The sequence below is a fragment of the Methylobacterium sp. WL119 genome, assembly GCF_008039875.1.
Classification (GTDB): domain Bacteria; phylum Pseudomonadota; class Alphaproteobacteria; order Rhizobiales; family Beijerinckiaceae; genus Methylobacterium.
Genome location: NZ_VRUU01000001.1, coordinates 1 through 17,368 on the forward strand (window position 1 = coordinate 1; position 17,368 = coordinate 17,368).

Here is a 17,368-nt window from a genome sequence, read left to right on the forward strand (position 1 = left end):
CCATCGCCGCTGCTGTGGAGGAACAGTCCGCCGTGACCCGGGAGATGTCGGGAAGCATGCATACGGCCGCCCACGGGGTGACGACGATCGCCGGAAGCATGGAGGACATCGCCCGGGCAAGCGAGCAAGTCGATCAAGCCACCCGAAAGGTTCGTCAGGCATCACGAGCGGCTGTCTAGAGACGTCGTCCCAGGCGCGGACGAGATGAGCGCTGAGTTCGCTTCTCTTGTCCGATGGTCCAAGCCGACGCGGTCGGTCGTCGGCTCAAGCGCACGTGATACGATCGTGGATGCCGATCAGGAAAACGGATCCACCAACGCAGTGCCGGTTCGCTTGCTGCACAAGGCCTACGCGCTCGACGGGAGATATTACGATCGGGCATCGAAAGATTTTGGACGTCTTCGTTGCAGATGCACGCGAGCTTTGGTCCCTCCACCGACGACCTGAAAGACATCTCCGTGCGAGCCCTAGCGGAAGTCGAGCTCCTGATCCCACACGGCAAAACTCTGCTCGGTCCACACCCAAAGGCGCAACCATAAAAAGGCGCGAGTAAAGCCACCGCAGCCAGGTGCGATGGCCACCTCTGATCACCGGACACTTCCGACTCTGATATCACCAGTGAAGTCGACATGCATTCGATTGTGACTTGCGTTCGAGACTTCCACGACGAGCAGCTGTTGCTGTTGGCCGCAGTCGTATGCAGCGTCGGCATCTACGCCTCATCCGCCATCGCCGCTCATGCGGCGCGTTCGGAAGGCGTAGCTCGGCGCAAATGGGGCATCGTCAGTATCGTCGCCGCCGGCTGTACCGCGTGGGCGACCCACATGATCGCCCTGCTGGCCTATCGACCCGGCATGGCAGCCGGCTTTGAACCGATCCTGACGGCAGTTTCGCTGTTCCTCGTGATCGGGGGGATCGGCACCGGCGTCGGCCTCTCCATCGGCCAGCGCGCGCGTGCGCCCCGCTTCGTGGCAGGCGTCATTTTAGGTTCGGGCGTCACAGCCCTTCACTACGTCGGACAGGCGTCATATCGTGTGACGGGGCACGTCACCTGGGACTGGGGCTTCATCGCTCCATCTGTGCTCCTGAGCCTCGGTCTTTCCGGCCTCGCCCTGATCATGGCGGGTGAGCGCGATCGCTCCCGCCGACGTTTCGCCGGCCCCCTGCTGTTCGGTTCGATCGTGGTCCTGCATCTCGCCGGTATGACCGCGGTCACCATCGCCTACGACCCTCAGGTGGCATTGCCCGCCTCCGCCATCGCCCCGGAGATGATCGCCCCGATCATCGCGCTCGTCTCGTTCGGCCTGCTCAGCCTCGCCTTCTTCGGCTTGCGGTCCGCCTTGAATGCCCGGGCGCAGCTGCGCAGGGACAGCGCGCGTCTGCGGGAGCTGGCAAGCCTTTCGCTCGAAGGCCTCGCCGTATGCGACGGCGAAGTCGTGACGACGGCCAATCGTAGCCTTGAAGAGATGTCCGGCCTGACTCAGGCACAGTTGGTCGGGTGCAACGTGAAACGCCTGCTCCCCGGACTGGTGCTGGGCGACCTCCCGGAACACGAGGAACGCGAAGTCGAGCTCGTCGACGCCGCGGGTGGGCATGTCCCGGTCCGCGTCGTACGGAAAGACATCTCACTCGGCCACAAGCGCCAGACCGTGATCGCCTTCCGGGACCAACGGGAGCGCCTGCAATCGGAAGCACGGCTCCGGACGCTCGCCTTCACGGACACCGTGACTGGGTTGCCCAACCGGGCTCGCTTCGGCGACCTGCTGACCCACCATTCCGCGACCTTGCGGAACGGGGAAGGCGGCTTCGCCGTGCTGATGCTCGATCTCGATCGGTTCAAGTTTGTCAACGATACGCTCGGTCACGGTATGGGCGACGACCTCCTGCGCAAGGTCGCCGCACGGCTGCAAGCCGTCGTCGGCGAAACCAACATCGTGGCACGTCTCGGCGGGGACGAGTTCGCCATCCTGCTTCTGGGCTCCGTCGGCGTCGCGTCTGCGGAATCTCTGGCGGTTGCCCTCGTGGAGGCGATCGATCGACCCTTCCTGCTCGACGGGCAGCTAGTTCATGTCGGCGTCAGCATCGGTATCGCGATGGCTCCGCTGAACGGCAGCCAACCCGAGGAACTGCTCCGCAATGCCGATTTCGCCCTCTACAAGGTCAAGGGTGAGGGCAAGGGGTCTTTTTGCCTGTTCGAGCCGGCGCTTGCCGAACGCATGCAGGCGCGCATCCGTTTGGAAGCCGACATGCGCCGCGCCCTCGAGGTCGGCGAGTTCGAGGTCCACTACCAGCCGCTCGTCGATGCCGAGACGGGGGTAGTGACCGCAGCGGAAGCCCTGGTCCGCTGGCGTCACCCTGTACGCGGCCTCATTCCGCCGATCGAGTTCATCCCCCTGGCCGAGGAGACCGGCCTCATCCTGCACCTGGGTGCCTGGGTGCTGCGAACGGCTTGTACGCAGGCGTCGACGTGGTCCAGCTCGATCAAGGTGGCGGTCAATCTCTCGCCCGTTCAGTTCCGCGACGACCGTCTCGCGGAAACGGTCGCTGCGACCCTCGAGGCGACCGGGCTTGAGGCGGGCCGTCTCGAACTCGAAATCACGGAAGGCGTCATGCTCGACGACGAGGAACGGACCCTTTCGATGCTCACGAAGCTCAAGGCGCTTGGTGTCAGCCTCGCGATGGACGACTTCGGGACCGGGTATTCCTCATTCAGCTATCTGCGCCGCTTCCCGTTCTCGAAGATCAAGATCGATCGTTCCTTCGTTCGTCTCCTGCCTGAGGATACGGAGAGTGCGGCGATCGTCCGGGCCATCATCACCATGGGCGCGTGCCTGGGTATGACGACCACCGTCGAAGGTGTGGAGACGGCGGAACAGTACGCGTTCGTCGCCGAGGCCCAATGCAGCCAGGTTCAAGGCTATCACGTCAGCCGTCCGCTGCCCCATCTCGAGTTCCTGAGTTTCCTGACGGGCATGAAGGCCGCGGCTTGAGCAATCGCTGACGTTCGTCGCGCTGCTTACAGGATGAACCCGACATTTGCTTTTCATCGCGCATGACGTGTCCAACGCGGTGCAGACGACGCTGAACGCCCACAATCCGCGTGTCACGCCCGCACGCGTGGTGACGGGGCCGATCCTGCTCACCGGACTTGCGACGCGCACGACGTGCGGCGGCGCGATGAGGCTGCGGACCGGAACCTCGAAGTCGAAGAAAGGGCACACCTACTGCAGCTGCTCGACGCAGGTGCGTTAAGGTGCGACGGGCTGCCCCGGCCGCTCGATCCGAATGGTGACGTTCGACTCGCTCGTCACCGACCGCCTCGTAGCCGAACTGCTGCAGCCCAAGCGACTGGGGGCTACTTTGGCTTGTCTCTAGGCGCTCAGAGCTGAGCGTGCGGCGGATGTCGACGGCCGCGTGGCTGCGAAGCGAGCTCGCGATAGCGGAGAAGAAGCTGCGGCGGCTCTACCGGCTGGTTTAGATCGGTGAGGACGAGCCGGACGACCTCCTGAAGGAGCGGCTTTCGGCTGTGTGGGCGGAGCAGGAACTGACAAAAGCCGCGCTCGGCCGGATCCGTGATGCCGTTCCGGGTCCAGCAGATATCAGCCCCGAAGCGATCGAGCGCCTGATGCGCGAGCACGTGACGTCGGGCGAGATCCCGTTTCGAAAGGCGTGGATTCAGGCGATCGTCGACCGGGTGGAGGTCGGAGCGGACGTGATCCGCATCGTCGGCGACAAGGAAAGCCTAAAAACTGCCGTGACAGGAGCCGGTGGCACAGCCGTACCTGATGTTCGCAGTCCTATACGGAAGTGGCGCGCCCACGGGGAATCGAACCCCGGTCTGATCCGTGAGAGGGACCTGTCCTAACCGCTAGACGATGGGCGCGGTCGCTGCGGCTGATGAAGCTATCGGCCGGCGAGGCGTTCGTATAGCGACGGTACGGCGATGGAGCAAGACCCGGGCGGAGCCTTTTTCGCCGGGTCGTGAGGAGTGGCGTGTTGCAGGGTTTCGAGATCGAAGGCGAGCGGCAGGCGGTGATCGGGCCGGAGGCGGAGCGGGTGCGCCTCGACAGGGCGTTGGCGATCGCCTTTCCCGACGTGTCGCGGGCGCGGTTGCAGGATCTGGTCAAGGCGGGCCATGTCCGCCGCGACGGGGTGACGATCCTGGATTCGGCGGTGAAGGTCGGGCCGGGCACGGTGCTCGCGGTGGTGCTGCCCGAGGCGGTGTCGGCCGAGCCGCAGGCGGAGGCGGTCGACCTCATCATCGCCTACGAGGACGCCGACCTCATCGTGATCGACAAGCCAGCGGGATTGGTGGTCCATCCGGCGCCCGGGCACGCGGCCGGCACCCTCGTCAACGCGCTGATCGGCCATTGCGGGGCGAGCCTGTCGGGGATCGGCGGCGTGCGCCGGCCCGGCATCGTCCACCGGCTCGACAAGGGCACGAGCGGGCTGATCGTCGTCGCCAAGAACGACGCCGCCCACAAGGGCCTCACCGCGCAGTTCGCCGACCACGGCCGCAACGGGCCGCTGGAGCGGGCCTACCTCGCCCTGGTCTGGGGCCTGCCCGAGCCGCGGGTCGGCACCATCGACGCCAACCTCGACCGCAGCCGCAAGAACCGCGAGAAGATCGCGGTGGTGCGCCCGGAGGAGGGCCGGCACGCGGTGACGCACTACGCGGTCGAGGCGGCCTACCCCGAGGCCGCCCTGGTCCGCTGCCGGCTCGAGACCGGGCGCACGCACCAGATTCGCGTGCACATGACCCATCGCGGGCATCCGCTCCTGGGGGACGCGGTCTACGGCGGCGCCTTCATCACCAAGGCGGCGCGGCTGTCGGAGACCGCGCAGGCCGCGCTGAAGGCCCTCGGGCGGCAGGCGCTGCACGCGGCGCTGCTCGGCTTCGCCCATCCGCGCACCGGCGAGCACCTCCGCTTCGAGAGCCCGCTCCCGCCGGAGATGACGCGGCTGGTGGCGGCGCTGGCGGAGCGCTGAGCCGCGTGGCCGCCGGGCCACGGTCAAGGACCAGCGTGTGAAACCGCACCGAGGCCCGCGACCGATCGTGACAGGTTCGACCTTCCGGAGGCGTGATGCGTTGAGGTCTATGTTCGCGTCGCGGACCCGCTACCGGCTCGGAGTTTTCCCCTCTACCATGGGGATTCGGAGAGCCGGCTTGAGAAGCGGTGCTCCGCACCAGAGTGTCCGCCCGCCAGGGGGACCATCGTCAAGGAGAATGCCATGGCCGGCGCATTGCCCGTGCTCGCCAACGAAGGTGGCCTGTCGCGCTACCTCGACGAGATCCGCAAGTTCCCGATGCTGGAGCCGACGGAAGAGTTCACGCTGGCCAAGAACTGGCGCGACGGCGGCGACCGCGAGGCGGCGCACCGCCTCGTCACCTCGCACCTGCGCCTCGTCGCCAAGATTGCCATGGGCTATCGCGGCTACGGCCTGCCGATCGGCGAGGTCGTGTCCGAGGGCAATGTCGGCCTGATGCAGGCGGTCAAGCGCTTCGATCCCGACAAGGGCTTCCGCCTCGCGACCTACGCGATGTGGTGGATCAAGGCGGCGATCCAGGAATACATCCTGCGCTCGTGGTCGCTCGTGAAGATGGGCACCACCGCCAACCAGAAGAAGCTGTTCTTCAACCTGCGCAAGGCCAAGGGCAAGATCTCGGCGCTCGAGGAGGGCGACCTCAAGCCGGATCAGGTGGCGCAGATCGCGACCCGGCTCGGCGTGCCGGAGCAGGACGTGATCGACATGAACCGCCGCCTGTCCGGCGACACCTCCCTCAATGCGCCCCTGCGCGAGGAGGGCGAGGGCGAGTGGCAGGATTGGCTCGTCGACAACGCGCCGAGCCAGGAGACGGTGCTGGCCGGCGAGCAGGAAGGCCAGAACCGGCTTTCGGCGCTGCGCGACGCGCTCTCGGTGCTCAACGCCCGCGAGCGTCGCATCTTCGAGGCGCGGCGCCTCGCCGACGATCCGATCACCCTGGAGGACCTCTCGGGCGAGTTCGGCGTCTCGCGCGAGCGCGTCCGCCAGATCGAGGTGCGGGCGTTCGAGAAGGTCCAGGAAGCGGTCAAACGCAACCTCGCGACGCGGGAATTGCCGCGCATGGGTGCGTGACGCCGAGACCAGCGTCGGCGACGACATCCGGGCATGTCCCCTCCCCTCGATACGGGGAGGGCGGCACGGCCTTCCGTCGAAGCGATCAGCTCACTTCCACTGGTCGAACGCCTCCTGCACCACCTGCGTGCCGGCGCTGCCCTTCTCGAAATTGAGCACGGCGCGCTGCCCGCTGGCGTAGCGGATCGCGATGTCGAACCAGGGCTTGTGCAGCAGCAGGTCGGTATTGCGGTCGACGTCGCCGCGCAGCGACGACAGCCCGATCAGGAACAGGTTCTCCCGCACGCGGACCGGCAGGCCCGAGACCGGCGAACCGCGGGCGGCCTCGTCGTCCTTGGCCTGAAGCAGGCCGATATCCTGCACCGAGCGCTTCTCGCCGTCCGCGCCGGTGCCGGTGAAGACGAGATTGATGGTGTGCGAGGCCGGCAGGGTCTGGTCGAGGTTGCGCTGGATCGTCATCACCAGCGTCAGGCCGGCCTCCGGCACCGTCACCGTGGCGACGATCGCCGTCTCCAGGGGCTGGCCCTGCTCGCCGGGAACGGAATCGAGGCGCCAGACCACGCGGCCGGTCGTCGAGGTCGGCGCCGCGTTCTGGCCCGCGGTGTTCTCCTCGATCAGGACGGCGCGCTGCGCCACCGCGATCCCGGGTTGGCTCGGCGGGCTCGCGGGATTGCGCGACCCGGCCTGATCCGTCGCGACGGCCGGCGGCGACGCCTTCGGGGCGGGGTCGCCGCCGATCCGGTCCGAGAACTTCGTCTCGGCGCCCTCCGGCTGGGTTTCCGCCGTCTCGGCACCGCCGGAGGGCAGGTTCGCCGGCTTGTCGCGCAGCAGGAACGCCGCGACCGCGATCAGCCCGATCACCACCGTCAGGACGATGCCGACGAAGGCGTTGCGCAGCATCCGCGAGCGCCCGCCGCGCGGCGCCACCACGTCGATGCGCGGGCGCTGCCGCCCGTTCGCCGCATCGTTGGCGGCGATCGGATCGTCGACGGCCTCAGCCGGCTGGACCGCGGCAGGCTCCGGCTCGGGGATCGGATCCGCGCCCTTGGGCTTGCGCGCGGTGATCGGCACGGCGGCCTCGCGCGGCTCCTCCGGCGGCTTCGGCAGGAAGGACGGGGCCGGAGCCGGCGGGAGGAACGGCGTGGCTTCGGGCTGCGGCTCGGGCTCGAGCACGGGGGCCGGCAGCGGCGCCGGGGTCGGTTCGGGGATCGGCGGTTGCGGCGGCGGAGGCGGCACGATCGCCGGCGCGGGCGGCGGGGCGACCTCCGGTGCCGGCGCAGGTGCGCCGTAATCGACCTCCAGGCGCGCGATGGCGTTGTCGAGCGCCTGCCGCTCGAGATCGATGTCCGCCTCGGGCAGCGGCGGGTCGAGGGAGCGGAGCTGGCCGATCAGGGCGTTGCGCGCGCGCTCGTAGACCGCCTTGCGCATGGCCGGCGTCCGGTCGGGCAGGGCGTCGAGCGCCCGCGCCAGCAACGGGTAGTAATCGGCCATGTCCTCAGGGATCCGCGGGTTCGCGGTCCGCGCGTCGCGCGGACCGGACGATCAATCCTCGAAGGGATTGTGCATCAGGATGGTGTCGTCGCGCTCCGGCGACGTCGAGAGGAGCGCCACCGGGCAGCCGATCAGCTCCTCGATGCGCCGGACGTACTTGATCGCCTGCGCCGGCAGCTCGGCCCAGGAGCGGGCGCCGGCGGTCGTCTCCGACCATCCGGGGATCGTCTCGTAGATCGGCTCGACCCGGGCCTGCGCGGCCTGGCTCGCCGGCAGGTGGTCGATGACCGCGCCGTCGAGGCGGTAGCCGGTGCAGACCTCGATCGTCTCGAACCCGTCGAGGATGTCGAGCTTGGTCAGGGCGATGCCGTCGATGCCCGAGGTCCGCACGGTCTGGCGCACCAGCACCGCGTCGAACCAGCCGCAGCGCCGCTTGCGCCCGGTGTTGACGCCGAACTCGCGGCCCTTCCGGCCGATGGTCTCGCCGATCTCGTCGAACAGCTCGGTCGGGAACGGGCCCTCGCCGACGCGGGTGGTGTAGGCCTTGGCGATGCCGAGCACGTAGCCGATCACGCCCGGGCCGAGGCCCGAGCCGGTCGCCGCCTGCGCCGCGACGATGTTCGACGAGGTGACGAACGGATAGGTGCCGTGGTCGACGTCGAGCAGCGCGCCCTGCGCGCCCTCGAACAGGATGCGCTTGCCGGCGCGGCGTTCCTCGTCGAGCAGCGCCCAGACCGGGCAGGCATAGGGCAGGATCGTCGGCGCGATCGCCTTCAATTCGGACAGCAGGGCGCCCGCGTCGACCTCGGCGATGCCGAGGCCGCGGCGCAGGGCGTTGTGGTGGGTCAGCACCCGCTCGATTTTGGCCGGCAGGGTGTCGGCATCGGCGAGATCGACCACGCGGATCGCGCGGCGGCCGACCTTGTCCTCGTAGGCCGGGCCGATGCCGCGCTTGGTCGTGCCGATCTTCAGCCCGGCGTTGGCGGTCTCGCGGAAATGGTCGAGCTCGCGGTGCAGCGGCAGGATCAGCGTCGCGTTGTCGGCGATGCGGAGGGATCGCGGCGAGACCTCGACGCCCTGCGCCTGGATGCGGGCGATCTCGTCGACGAGGTGCCATGGGTCGACGACGACGCCGTTGCCGATCACCGAGAGCTTGCCGCCGCGCACCACGCCCGAGGGCAGCAGCGCCAGCTTGTAGGTCACGCCGTCGATGACGAGCGTATGCCCGGCATTGTGGCCGCCCTGGAAGCGGACCACGATGTCGGCCTGCTCGGAGAGCCAGTCGACGATCTTGCCCTTGCCCTCATCGCCCCATTGGGCGCCTACGACGACGACGTTCGCCATGCGTGCCTTCAGACCCGTGGCCCGTTCGCGGGCGCCCGGCGTTGCGCCGCGCGAGAGAAAACCCGTTGCCGTGAGGGTGTTTCCGCGATCCGGTCCGGGAAATCAAGCAAACCGCCCCCGCCGTGTCGAACCGGCAGGGGACGAGCTTCGGCGCGGAGCCTATTTGGCTTCGGTTCCGGGCTTCTGCCCCGGCAGCTCGCCCGGCTTGATCACCGGCATGGAGCCGGCGTTCGGGTTCGGCGGCTCGACCACCATGCCGGGGGCCGCGTTGCCCGGCGGCTTGATGACGCCGTCGCTCTGCCGCAGCTTGTCGCTGAGCGTGGAATCGGCCGGCGGCGCGTCGGCATTCGGGCGCACGCGATCGGGCGGCGTCTGATTCTGGGGCGGCAGCACCGGATCGCTGTCGCGACCCTTCAGCGGCGCATCGGGATTCTGGGCGAGCGCGGCCGTGGCGACCAGCGCGAAGACCAAGGCGGCGAGCCCCGTCAGGACCTTTGACAACGAAGACCTCCCTCTCGTTCGCGATCGGGAAGCAAACACCGAGGCCGGGGAACCGTTCCTATCGCGATCTTTTGGGACCGGATGTCCTGATCGAATGAGGCGCCACTTCCCTCCCCCCTCCGCGGGGGAGGGTGGGCCTCGCATGAGCGAGGGTCGGGAGAGGGGAGCGACCTTTCCGGACAGCGCGCTCCCCTCTCCCGACCCGCTTCGCGGGCCACCCTCCCCCGCGGAGGGGGGAGGGAAGACGAGTCGAGGACATTCCGTCGAATGGAATGACGAGGGATGCGCCTCAGCTCCCCCGCGCCATCGCGATGTAGAGCTCGCGCAGGCGGCGGGCGATCGGGCCGGGGACGCCCTCGCCGATCGTGCGGTCGTCGATGGCGACGACCGGCATCACGAAGGCCGAGGCGCTGGTGTAGAACGCCTCTGCCGCCGCGTAGGCCTCCTCGACGGAGAACAGGCGCTCCTCCACCGTCAGGCCGGTCTCGGCGGCGAGCCGCATCACCGCGGCGCGGGTGATGCCGGGCAGGAGCGCGGTCGAGAGCGGGCGGGTGACGAGGCGGCCGTCCCTGGTCGCGATGAAGGCGGTGGAGGACGAGCCCTCCGTGACCGCGCCGTCCTCGACCATCCAGGCTTCGGCGACGCCGGCCTCCGCGGCGGCCTGCTTGGCCAGCACCTGTGCGAGCAGGGCGACCGACTTGATGTCGCGCCGCTTCCAGCGCAGGTCCTCGACCGTGACCACCTTAGCGCCGGTCTCGGCCAGCGTGTTGGCGAGCACGGTCTTGGCTTGCGTGAACATCATCACGGTCGGCGGCGTGCCGGCGGGCGGGAAGGCGAAGTCGCGCTCGTGCACGCCGCGCGTGACCTGCATGTAGACCAGCCCCTCGACGACCCCGTTCCGGGCGACGAGCTGGGTCTGCAGGCGCTCCCAGGCGGCCGCGTCGTGCGGGTTGCGGATGCCGATCTCGCCGAGCGACCGGTCGAGGCGGGCAAGATGCGCCGCGTTGTCGACGAGGCGCCCGTCGATGATCGCCGAGACCTCATAGATCCCGTCCGCGAACAGGAACCCGCGATCCATCACCGGCACGCGGGCCTGGTCGAAGGGCAGGAATTCGCCGTTGAGGTAGACGATGCGGGGTGACGCCACGGCGGATGCCCTTTGCGATGACCGGTCGATATCGTTCCAAGCAGGATTCGTGCGGGGTTCAGCCGTCCCCGAAGACCCGCGAGAAGATCGTGTCCACGTGCTTGAAGTGGTAGCCGAGATCGAAGCATTCCTCGATCTGCTCGGGCGACAGGGCCGCCGTGACCTCGGCATCGCCCTTCAGCAGGGCGAGGAAGTCGCCCTCCCCGCGCCAGACCGGCATCGCGTTGCGCTGGACGAGGCGATACGCGTCCTCGCGACTGACGCCCGCCTGCGTCAGGGCCAACAGCACGCGCTGCGAGTGGACGAGGCCGCCGAGCCGGTCGAGATTCTTCTGCATCTGGGCCGGGTAGATCAGCAGCTTGTCGATCACCCCCGTCATGCGGGCGAGCGCGAAGTCGAGGGTGACGGTAGAATCCGGCCCGATCATCCGCTCGACGGAGGAGTGCGAGATGTCGCGCTCGTGCCAGAGCGCCACGTTCTCCATCGCCGGCAGCGCGTAGGCGCGCACCATGCGGGTGAGCCCGGTGACGTTCTCGGTCAGCACCGGATTGCGCTTGTGCGGCATCGCCGACGAGCCCTTCTGGCCTTCCGAGAAGAACTCCTCGGCCTCCAGCACCTCGGTGCGCTGCAGGTGACGCACCTCGATCGCGAGCCGCTCGAGCGACGAGGCGACGACGCCGAGCGTCGCGAAGAACATCGCGTGCCGGTCGCGCGGGATGACCTGGGTAGAGACCGGCTCGACCGTCAGCCCCATCTTCTCGGCGACGTAGGCCTCGACCCGCGGGTCGATGTTGGCGAAGGTCCCGACCGCGCCCGAGATCGCGCAGGTGGCGATCTCCTCCCGCGCCAGCACCAGCCGGGTGCGGTTGCGCGCGAACTCGGCGTAGGCCTGGGCGAGCTTGAGGCCGAAGGTAACGGGCTCGGCGTGGATGCCGTGCGAGCGGCCGATGGTCGGGGTGAGCTTGTGCTCGAGCGCGCGGCGCTTCAGGGCGGCGAGCAGCGCATCGACGTCGGCGATCAGGATGTCGGCGGCGCGGACGAGCTGGACGTTGAGGCAGGTGTCGAGCACGTCCGACGAGGTCATGCCTTGGTGGACGAAGCGCGCCTCCGGCCCGACGATCTCCGACAGATGCGTGAGGAAGGCGATGACGTCGTGCTTGGTCACCGCCTCGATCGCGTCGATGCGGGCCACGTCGAACACCGCGTCGCGGCCCTTCTCCCAGACCTTGTCCGCGGCCTCCTTCGGCACGACGCCGATCTCGCTGAGCGCCGTGGTGGCGTGCGCCTCGATCTCGAACCAGATCCGGAAGCGGGATTCGGGCGACCAGATCGCCGTCATCGCGGGGCGGCTGTAGCGGGGGATCATCGGCGTCTCGGATCTCGCGGGCGTATCGTGCCGCGCGCCTAGCACGGCTGAGCCGGGAGGTGAACGCACCGCAGGGCCGGCCGGCCCTGCTGACCGCGCTGGCGTTACGCCTTCGGCTCGACCCGCACCCAACCCTGCGGCTGCAACCGCTCCTGCGGCAGGAAGCGGGCCTTGTAGTCCATCTTGCGCGAGCCCTCGACCCAGTAACCGAGGTAGAGGTACGGCAGGCCCATCTCGTGGGCGCGCCGGATATGATCGAGGATCATGTAGGTCCCAAGCGACCGGTGGGCCTCCGCCGGGTCGTAGAACGAGTACACCATCGACAGGCCATCGGAGAGCACGTCGGTGAGGCAGAGCGCCACCAGGCCGCCGACGCCGCGGCCATGGATCGCGGTGTCGGGCCCGCGCCGGCGATAGGCGACGAGGTGCGTGTCGACGTGGCTGTCCTCGATCATCATCGCGTAGTCGAGCACCGTCATGTCGACCATGCCGCCGTCGCCGTGGCGGGCGTCGAGGTAGCGGCGAAACAGGGCGTACTGCTCGGAGGCCGGGCGGTTCGGCTCGGGCGTGCCGACGAGGTCGGCGCTGCGCGACAGGATCCGGCGTTGGCTGCCGCTGGCGACGAAGTCGGACACCACCACGCGCACCGAAATGCAGGCGCGGCAGGTCTCGCAGGCCGGGCGGTAGGCGATGGTCTGCGAGCGGCGGAAGCCGCCCTGCGTCAGGATCTCGTTGAGATCGCGGGCGCGACGGCCGACGAGGTGCGTGAACACCTTCCGCTCCTCCTGCCCCGGCAGGTAGGGGCAGTTCGACGGCGCCGTCAGGTAGAATTGCGGTGTGTCGCGCGGGTGGCTCGTCACGCTTCGCGCTGCCCTCTCGCCACGGGTTCCTGCGCCGGGCCGCCGCTGCAGTGTAACGCGGCCGTGGCCGCGCTCAATGGGTTGCCGGCCAAGGCGAGGCGACAATTTCGCCGCGCCGGTGCGCGCGGCCGAAACCGTTTGCCCGCGCGGTCGCGACGTCAGCCGGCGCGCACGACGGCGAGGCCGAGGAGCACGTCGTGGCCGAGGCGGCGATCGCTGCGGACCAGGCCGAAGGCGAGATCGACGAACCACAGCAGGAAGGTCGAGATCGCGACGTAGAACAGCAGCGCGTGGACCGCGGCGGTGATCAGGTCGACCGGCCGCCCGGTCTCCGGCGCGACGACGCGCAGGCCCATCATCCGCATCCCGAGCGTGCTCTGGCGCGAGCCGCCGACGGTGATCGCACTGTAGATCACGCCGCTCGCCGGCAGGACCGCGAACAGCGCCCAGCCGAGGCCGAAGGTGACCACGCCGAGGAAGGCGATCGCGACCCAGAGCAGGGCGCTGAAGCCGAGGATGAACAGGATGTCGAGCAGGTAGGCGACCGTGCGGCCGCCGAGGCTGGCGCGGACCGCCGGCATCGTCACGGGGGGCAGGTAGCTCGGCGCTTCGAACGGGCGGGCGTAATCGGAGCGGGGGTTCAGCATGGCCGTGATCTCGCGTGACATCGCTGGACCGTCACATGGGAATCGCCCCGATCTCCCTCAAGGCCCGCCCCCTCGGCTCAGCCGGCCGCCTGCTCGATGACGCCGCGCCAGCCGAGGCCGGCATAGGTCTCGTAGCCGGGCGTGGCGTGGTACGCGACCAGGCGCCCCTGGGGATCGCGGTAATGCCCGCTGGCGGCGGCGTCGACCTGCAGCGGGTAGCGCTCGGTGAGGATGCCGCGGCCCAGCGAGCAGGCGATGACGCGATGGCGCGCGTCGAGCAGCATCACGCGGCTCGATGCGCGCTCGTCGGGCGCGAGGCGGACGCCCTCGACGATCGCGCGGGCCTGCGGCTCCCAATCGAAATGGATCGCGAGGTAGCCCAGGGGCTTGCCGTGCGCCTCGCCGTCCGCGCGGACCGAGGCGACGTAGGTCGCGACCTGCGCACCGCCGAGCCCGGCGCAGCGCGCGATGTCGGCGACCGTGAAGTCGTCGCCCGAGGTCAGGGCGCGCGCCTTGGCGAACCACGCCTCGTTGCGGACGTCGCGGCCCTGGACGGCGAAGCGGTCCGGGCGCCCGCCGGCGATCACGCGCCCGTGCAGGTCGCACAGCCAGAGGTCGAGATAGACCGTGTAGGACGACAGGATGACGCCGAGGCGCCGGCTCGCATGGGCGGCGGCCGCCTCGGTCGGATCGGAGGCGGCGTCGACGATCGCGGCATCCGTCGCCCACCAGCGCACTTCGCAGGTGCGCTCGTAGAGATTGCGGTCGATCACCTCGACGGCGTTGAGGGCGAGATCGACGCAACGCGTGGCGCGGGCGTGGTCGGCGAGCTGGCCGACGGCGCGGGTCAGCGTGTCGACGCCGTCGCCGAGCTTCGTGCCCAGCGCCGAGGCGAGGCCGTCGATCGCGCCGGCGACTTGGCGCACCTCCTGCGCCACCACCGAGAAGCCCGCGCCCTGCGCGCCGGCATGCGCCGCCTCGATCATCGCGTTCATCGCCAGCAGATGCATGCGGCGGGTGATGGTGTTGATCGCGCCGATGCTGGCGCGGGTCGAGGTCTTCAGCTGGCCGGTGGAGCGGTCGACCAGTTCCGCGAGGCCGACATCTTCGGAGATGCGCTGGGGGACCATGGAATCTCCTGGGCGCGCCGACGCGGGCACGCCGACGCGTACCTGTGGGGGAGAAGGTTGTATGAATCCGTAGTGATATAGACTTAGGACTGTAATATTTTCGCAAATCTTAAAAGCGCGAGGCATGGGCTGCTGTTAATTTTTGCTGGCTTGAGCTGTAATTGCTGCTCTTGCAAGCAAGTCACCGTCCGTCTGCCTCAAAACACGTCACCGTATAGACTACGTGACGCTAACCTCCTTCGAGCGCCGAGCGCTCAAGGTATCTTCTGCTTGGGCTCGTCGGCGTCCGGCGTGTCGAGATAGTAGCGCTTGAGCAGGTAGAGGGAGGCCTCCGACAGCGTCGTGCGGTCGGTGGAGATGCCGTCGAGCACGGCCCCGGCGTTGAAGCGGCACAACGCATAGTGGGGATGATGACCGAGCACGTAGTCGACGCGGATGCTGTCGGGGGCCGCGCCGGTGCCGGCGCGCAGGATCCGCACCGCCGTCTCGTCCGGCACGAGCGCGGGCACCGCCTTCCGGCAGATGGACAGGCGCTGGCGCTGCACCGCGCTCTCGCAGGCGCTGAGACCGCCGAGAAATCCGAGCACGATCCCGAGGGCGACGACCCCCCTGCCCCGCCGGCGCCTCACGCCCCGGTGCGCAGCCGCTCGGCGACGCGGGGGGCGTAGTAGGTCAGCACGCCGTCGGCGCCGGCGCGCTTGAAGGCGAGCAGGCTCTCGACCATGGCGCGCTCGCCGTCGAGCCAGCCGTTGCGGCTGGCGGCCTCGATCATCGCGTACTCGCCCGACACCTGGTAGGCGAAGGTCGGCACGCCGAATTCGTCCTTCACCCGGCGGATGATGTCGAGATAGGGCAGACCGGGCTTCACCATCACCGAATCGGCGCCCTCCTCCAGGTCGAGGGCGACCTCGCGCAACGCCTCCAGGCCGTTGCCGGGGTCCATCTGGTAGGTGCGCTTGTCGCCGACGAGCGCCGCCTGCGTGCCGATCGCGTCGCGGAACGGGCCGTAGAACGCGCTGGCGTACTTCGCCGCGTAGGCCATGATCTGCACGTCGAGAAAGCCGGCCTTGTCGAGCCCGGCGCGGATCGCGCCGACGCGCCCGTCCATCATGTCGGAGGGCGCGATGATGTCGGTGCCGGCCTCGGCCTGGATCAGGCTCTGCTCGACCAGCAGCGCGACGGTCTCGTCGTTGAGGATCGCGCCGTCCGAGAGCAGGCCGTCATGGCCGTGCGAGGTGTAGGGGTCGAGGGCGACGTCGGTCATGATGCCGATCTGCGGCACCGCTTTCTTCACCGCGCGCACCGCCCGGCAGACGAGGTTGTCCGGGTTCAGGGCCTCGGAGCCTGTGGGGTCGCGCAAGCTCACTTCCGTATAGGGAAAGAACGAGATCGCCGGGATGCCGAGGCGAGCGGCGCGCTCGGCGTCGCGCACGATCTCGTCGACGCTGAGGCGCTCGACGCCGGGCATGGAGGCGATCGGCTCGCGCCGGCCCGTCCCCTCGATCACGAACATCGGCCAGATCAGGTCGTCGACCGTCAGCGTGTTCTCGCGCACCAGCCGCCGCGACCAGTCGGCCTTGCGGTTGCGGCGCGGACGCTGGGTGATCTTCAGGCCCTTGGCGCGGGTCCCCTCCCGCGCGGTCTCCACGGCGAGCGGGCGCGGCCGGGGCGTGTCGTCGGAAGCGTGTTCGAAGGGCATGGGATCGCGTTCGCTGTGATCGGTTCGCGGGTGGCGCGGCGTAGCATAAGTGGCGGGGCGGGCGAAGCCGGCGAAGCGCCGCGACGTCACGAGCCGCCGGAGGCGCCCCGCCCGCAGCGCGGCACCGTCGCCGAACGGTTCACGCCTGCGTGACGCCGTCGCCTCGGCACGTGACATCCCGCAGCGGATCGGAATTCTTTCACATCGCTCCGGCCTTCGATTCGGCGGTCGAGGTGTTGGTCGGGGGGCTCATGACGGCATCGTTCACGCTCGAGGGGATCATTCCGGCCGCGTACGGACGGAGCTATCGCGCGATGCGCGCGCTCGGGCCGGCGACGGCGATCGCGTTCGTGATCCTGCTCGCGGGCGACGGCGCGGAGGCCCTGATGCGCCACGAGAACGACGTGCCCGCCGTGACCGGATGGTGGCTGCTGCTCCATGCGGCCGTCTTCGTCCTCGTCGCGCCCTACAGGGTCCGGCTGTACGAGGTCATGTGGGACGTCGGGCCGCCGTCGATCCCGAAACCCGGCGCGCGGCGCCGCGCCATCCTCAACGTCGTCGCCCTCGATCTCCTGCTCTTCCTCGGCGGAGCGGCCTGGCTCTGGAACCTCCATGATCGGCTCGGGATCCCCGTCCTCCTTCTTCTGGGACTGCTCGTGCCGAGCTGGTGGATCTGCATCCGGCTCACGCTGGCCGGCCCCGCGCTCGCCCTCGGCGCCCTCGGCGTCTTCCCGCTCAGCCTGTCGGGCGCGGTCTCGGCGACGAAGGGACGGGTCTGGGACATCACGTTCGCCGGGCTTCTCGTCGGCGCCGTGCTCCTGCCGGTCCTCCTGGCGATCATCGCGGCGACGCTTTGGCTCCAAGCGGCCGTCGTGAAGTCGGCTCTGGTGAAGCCGGCCCTGATGAGCCCGGTGAATATCCTGTCCCTTGTCACCAGCATCGCGGTCCAGGCCGAACTCTACCGCCGCATGGGTCTGCCCTCCGCATCGCACGCGGACCGAGCGCCGGCCTGACACCCGCGCCGGTGCCCGGCGTTGACGCCCGGGCCGGTACGGCCTCTAACCCC

General features: G+C 69.2%; 16 protein-coding genes, 1 tRNA gene and 1 pseudogene. 6 read left to right on the forward strand and 12 right to left on the reverse strand.

The window, feature by feature from the left end:
- The 3 genes and pseudogenes from FV227_RS29580 to FV227_RS00015 all read left to right on the forward strand — a co-directional run.
- A pseudogene (locus tag FV227_RS29580) lies at window positions 1-179 on the forward strand (chemotaxis protein); the annotation flags it as partial.
- 450 nt (window positions 180-629) lie between these two features.
- A complete protein-coding gene (locus FV227_RS00010) occupies window positions 630-2,990 on the forward strand; it encodes an EAL domain-containing protein (protein WP_147858058.1) in 2,361 nt (786 codons plus the stop codon).
- Window positions 2,991-3,036: 46 nt separating this feature from the next.
- Window positions 3,037-3,252 carry a hypothetical protein gene (locus FV227_RS00015; RefSeq protein WP_147728068.1) on the forward strand — a complete coding sequence of 72 codons (216 nt, stop codon included), beginning with the start codon at window positions 3,037-3,039 and terminating at the stop codon, window positions 3,250-3,252.
- A gap of 127 nt (window positions 3,253-3,379) precedes the next feature.
- On the opposite strand, the gene FV227_RS00020 is transcribed toward FV227_RS00015, so the two are convergent.
- Together FV227_RS00020 and FV227_RS00025 are read right to left on the reverse strand one after the other, a co-directional pair.
- Window positions 3,380-3,637, reverse strand: coding sequence for a hypothetical protein (locus tag FV227_RS00020; RefSeq protein WP_147728069.1), 258 nt, complete (start codon window positions 3,635-3,637; stop codon window positions 3,380-3,382).
- A 171-nt stretch (window positions 3,638-3,808) separates the two neighbouring features.
- A tRNA-Glu gene (locus FV227_RS00025) sits at window positions 3,809-3,883 on the reverse strand.
- A gap of 128 nt (window positions 3,884-4,011) precedes the next feature.
- Here FV227_RS00025 and FV227_RS00030 point away from each other — a divergent pair.
- Together FV227_RS00030 and rpoH are read left to right on the forward strand one after the other, a co-directional pair.
- Window positions 4,012-4,989, forward strand: a complete 978-nt coding sequence (locus FV227_RS00030) for an RluA family pseudouridine synthase (RefSeq protein WP_147858134.1) — start codon at window positions 4,012-4,014, stop codon at window positions 4,987-4,989.
- Between the two features lie 243 nt (window positions 4,990-5,232).
- Entirely contained in the window at window positions 5,233-6,117 is an 885-nt protein-coding gene (gene rpoH / locus FV227_RS00035; RefSeq protein WP_147728070.1) for an RNA polymerase sigma factor RpoH, read from the forward strand.
- 90 nt (window positions 6,118-6,207) lie between these two features.
- Here rpoH and FV227_RS00040 read toward each other — a convergent pair whose 3' ends face one another.
- The 10 genes from FV227_RS00040 to hemB all read right to left on the reverse strand — a co-directional run bounded on the left by FV227_RS00040 (window position 6,208) and on the right by hemB (window position 16,302).
- Complete coding sequence (locus FV227_RS00040; RefSeq protein WP_147858059.1) at window positions 6,208-7,608, reverse strand: histidine kinase; 1,401 nt, start codon at window positions 7,606-7,608, stop codon at window positions 6,208-6,210.
- Window positions 7,609-7,659: 51 nt separating this feature from the next.
- On the reverse strand, window positions 7,660-8,952 hold the full coding sequence (locus FV227_RS00045; RefSeq protein WP_147858060.1) for an adenylosuccinate synthase: 1,293 nt from the start codon (window positions 8,950-8,952) through the stop codon (window positions 7,660-7,662).
- A 159-nt stretch (window positions 8,953-9,111) separates the two neighbouring features.
- Window positions 9,112-9,453 carry a hypothetical protein gene (locus FV227_RS00050; protein WP_147858061.1) on the reverse strand — a complete coding sequence of 114 codons (342 nt, stop codon included), beginning with the start codon at window positions 9,451-9,453 and terminating at the stop codon, window positions 9,112-9,114.
- A 289-nt stretch (window positions 9,454-9,742) separates the two neighbouring features.
- Complete coding sequence (locus tag FV227_RS00060) at window positions 9,743-10,600, reverse strand: D-amino-acid transaminase (protein WP_147727420.1); 858 nt, start codon at window positions 10,598-10,600, stop codon at window positions 9,743-9,745.
- 58 nt (window positions 10,601-10,658) lie between these two features.
- Entirely contained in the window at window positions 10,659-11,966 is a 1,308-nt protein-coding gene (gene purB / locus FV227_RS00065; RefSeq protein WP_147727421.1) for an adenylosuccinate lyase, read from the reverse strand.
- A gap of 104 nt (window positions 11,967-12,070) precedes the next feature.
- On the reverse strand, window positions 12,071-12,826 hold the full coding sequence (locus FV227_RS00070; protein ID WP_147727422.1) for an arginyltransferase: 756 nt from the start codon (window positions 12,824-12,826) through the stop codon (window positions 12,071-12,073).
- 158 nt (window positions 12,827-12,984) lie between these two features.
- On the reverse strand, window positions 12,985-13,473 hold the full coding sequence (locus tag FV227_RS00075; RefSeq protein ID WP_147727423.1) for an RDD family protein: 489 nt from the start codon (window positions 13,471-13,473) through the stop codon (window positions 12,985-12,987).
- A 77-nt stretch (window positions 13,474-13,550) separates the two neighbouring features.
- Window positions 13,551-14,603 (reverse strand): methyl-accepting chemotaxis protein, encoded by a 1,053-nt coding sequence (locus FV227_RS00080; protein WP_246686324.1) that lies wholly within the window; start codon window positions 14,601-14,603, stop codon window positions 13,551-13,553.
- A 254-nt stretch (window positions 14,604-14,857) separates the two neighbouring features.
- Window positions 14,858-15,190 (reverse strand): hypothetical protein, encoded by a 333-nt coding sequence (locus FV227_RS00085; protein ID WP_246686325.1) that lies wholly within the window; start codon window positions 15,188-15,190, stop codon window positions 14,858-14,860.
- Window positions 15,191-15,228: 38 nt separating this feature from the next.
- Window positions 15,229-16,302, reverse strand: coding sequence for a porphobilinogen synthase (hemB, locus tag FV227_RS00090; protein WP_147727425.1), 1,074 nt, complete (start codon window positions 16,300-16,302; stop codon window positions 15,229-15,231).
- 251 nt (window positions 16,303-16,553) lie between these two features.
- On the opposite strand from hemB, the gene FV227_RS00095 reads away from it, so the two are divergent.
- Window positions 16,554-17,315, forward strand: coding sequence for a hypothetical protein (locus tag FV227_RS00095; protein WP_147729795.1), 762 nt, complete (start codon window positions 16,554-16,556; stop codon window positions 17,313-17,315).
- Window positions 17,316-17,368 lie beyond the last annotated feature (53 nt).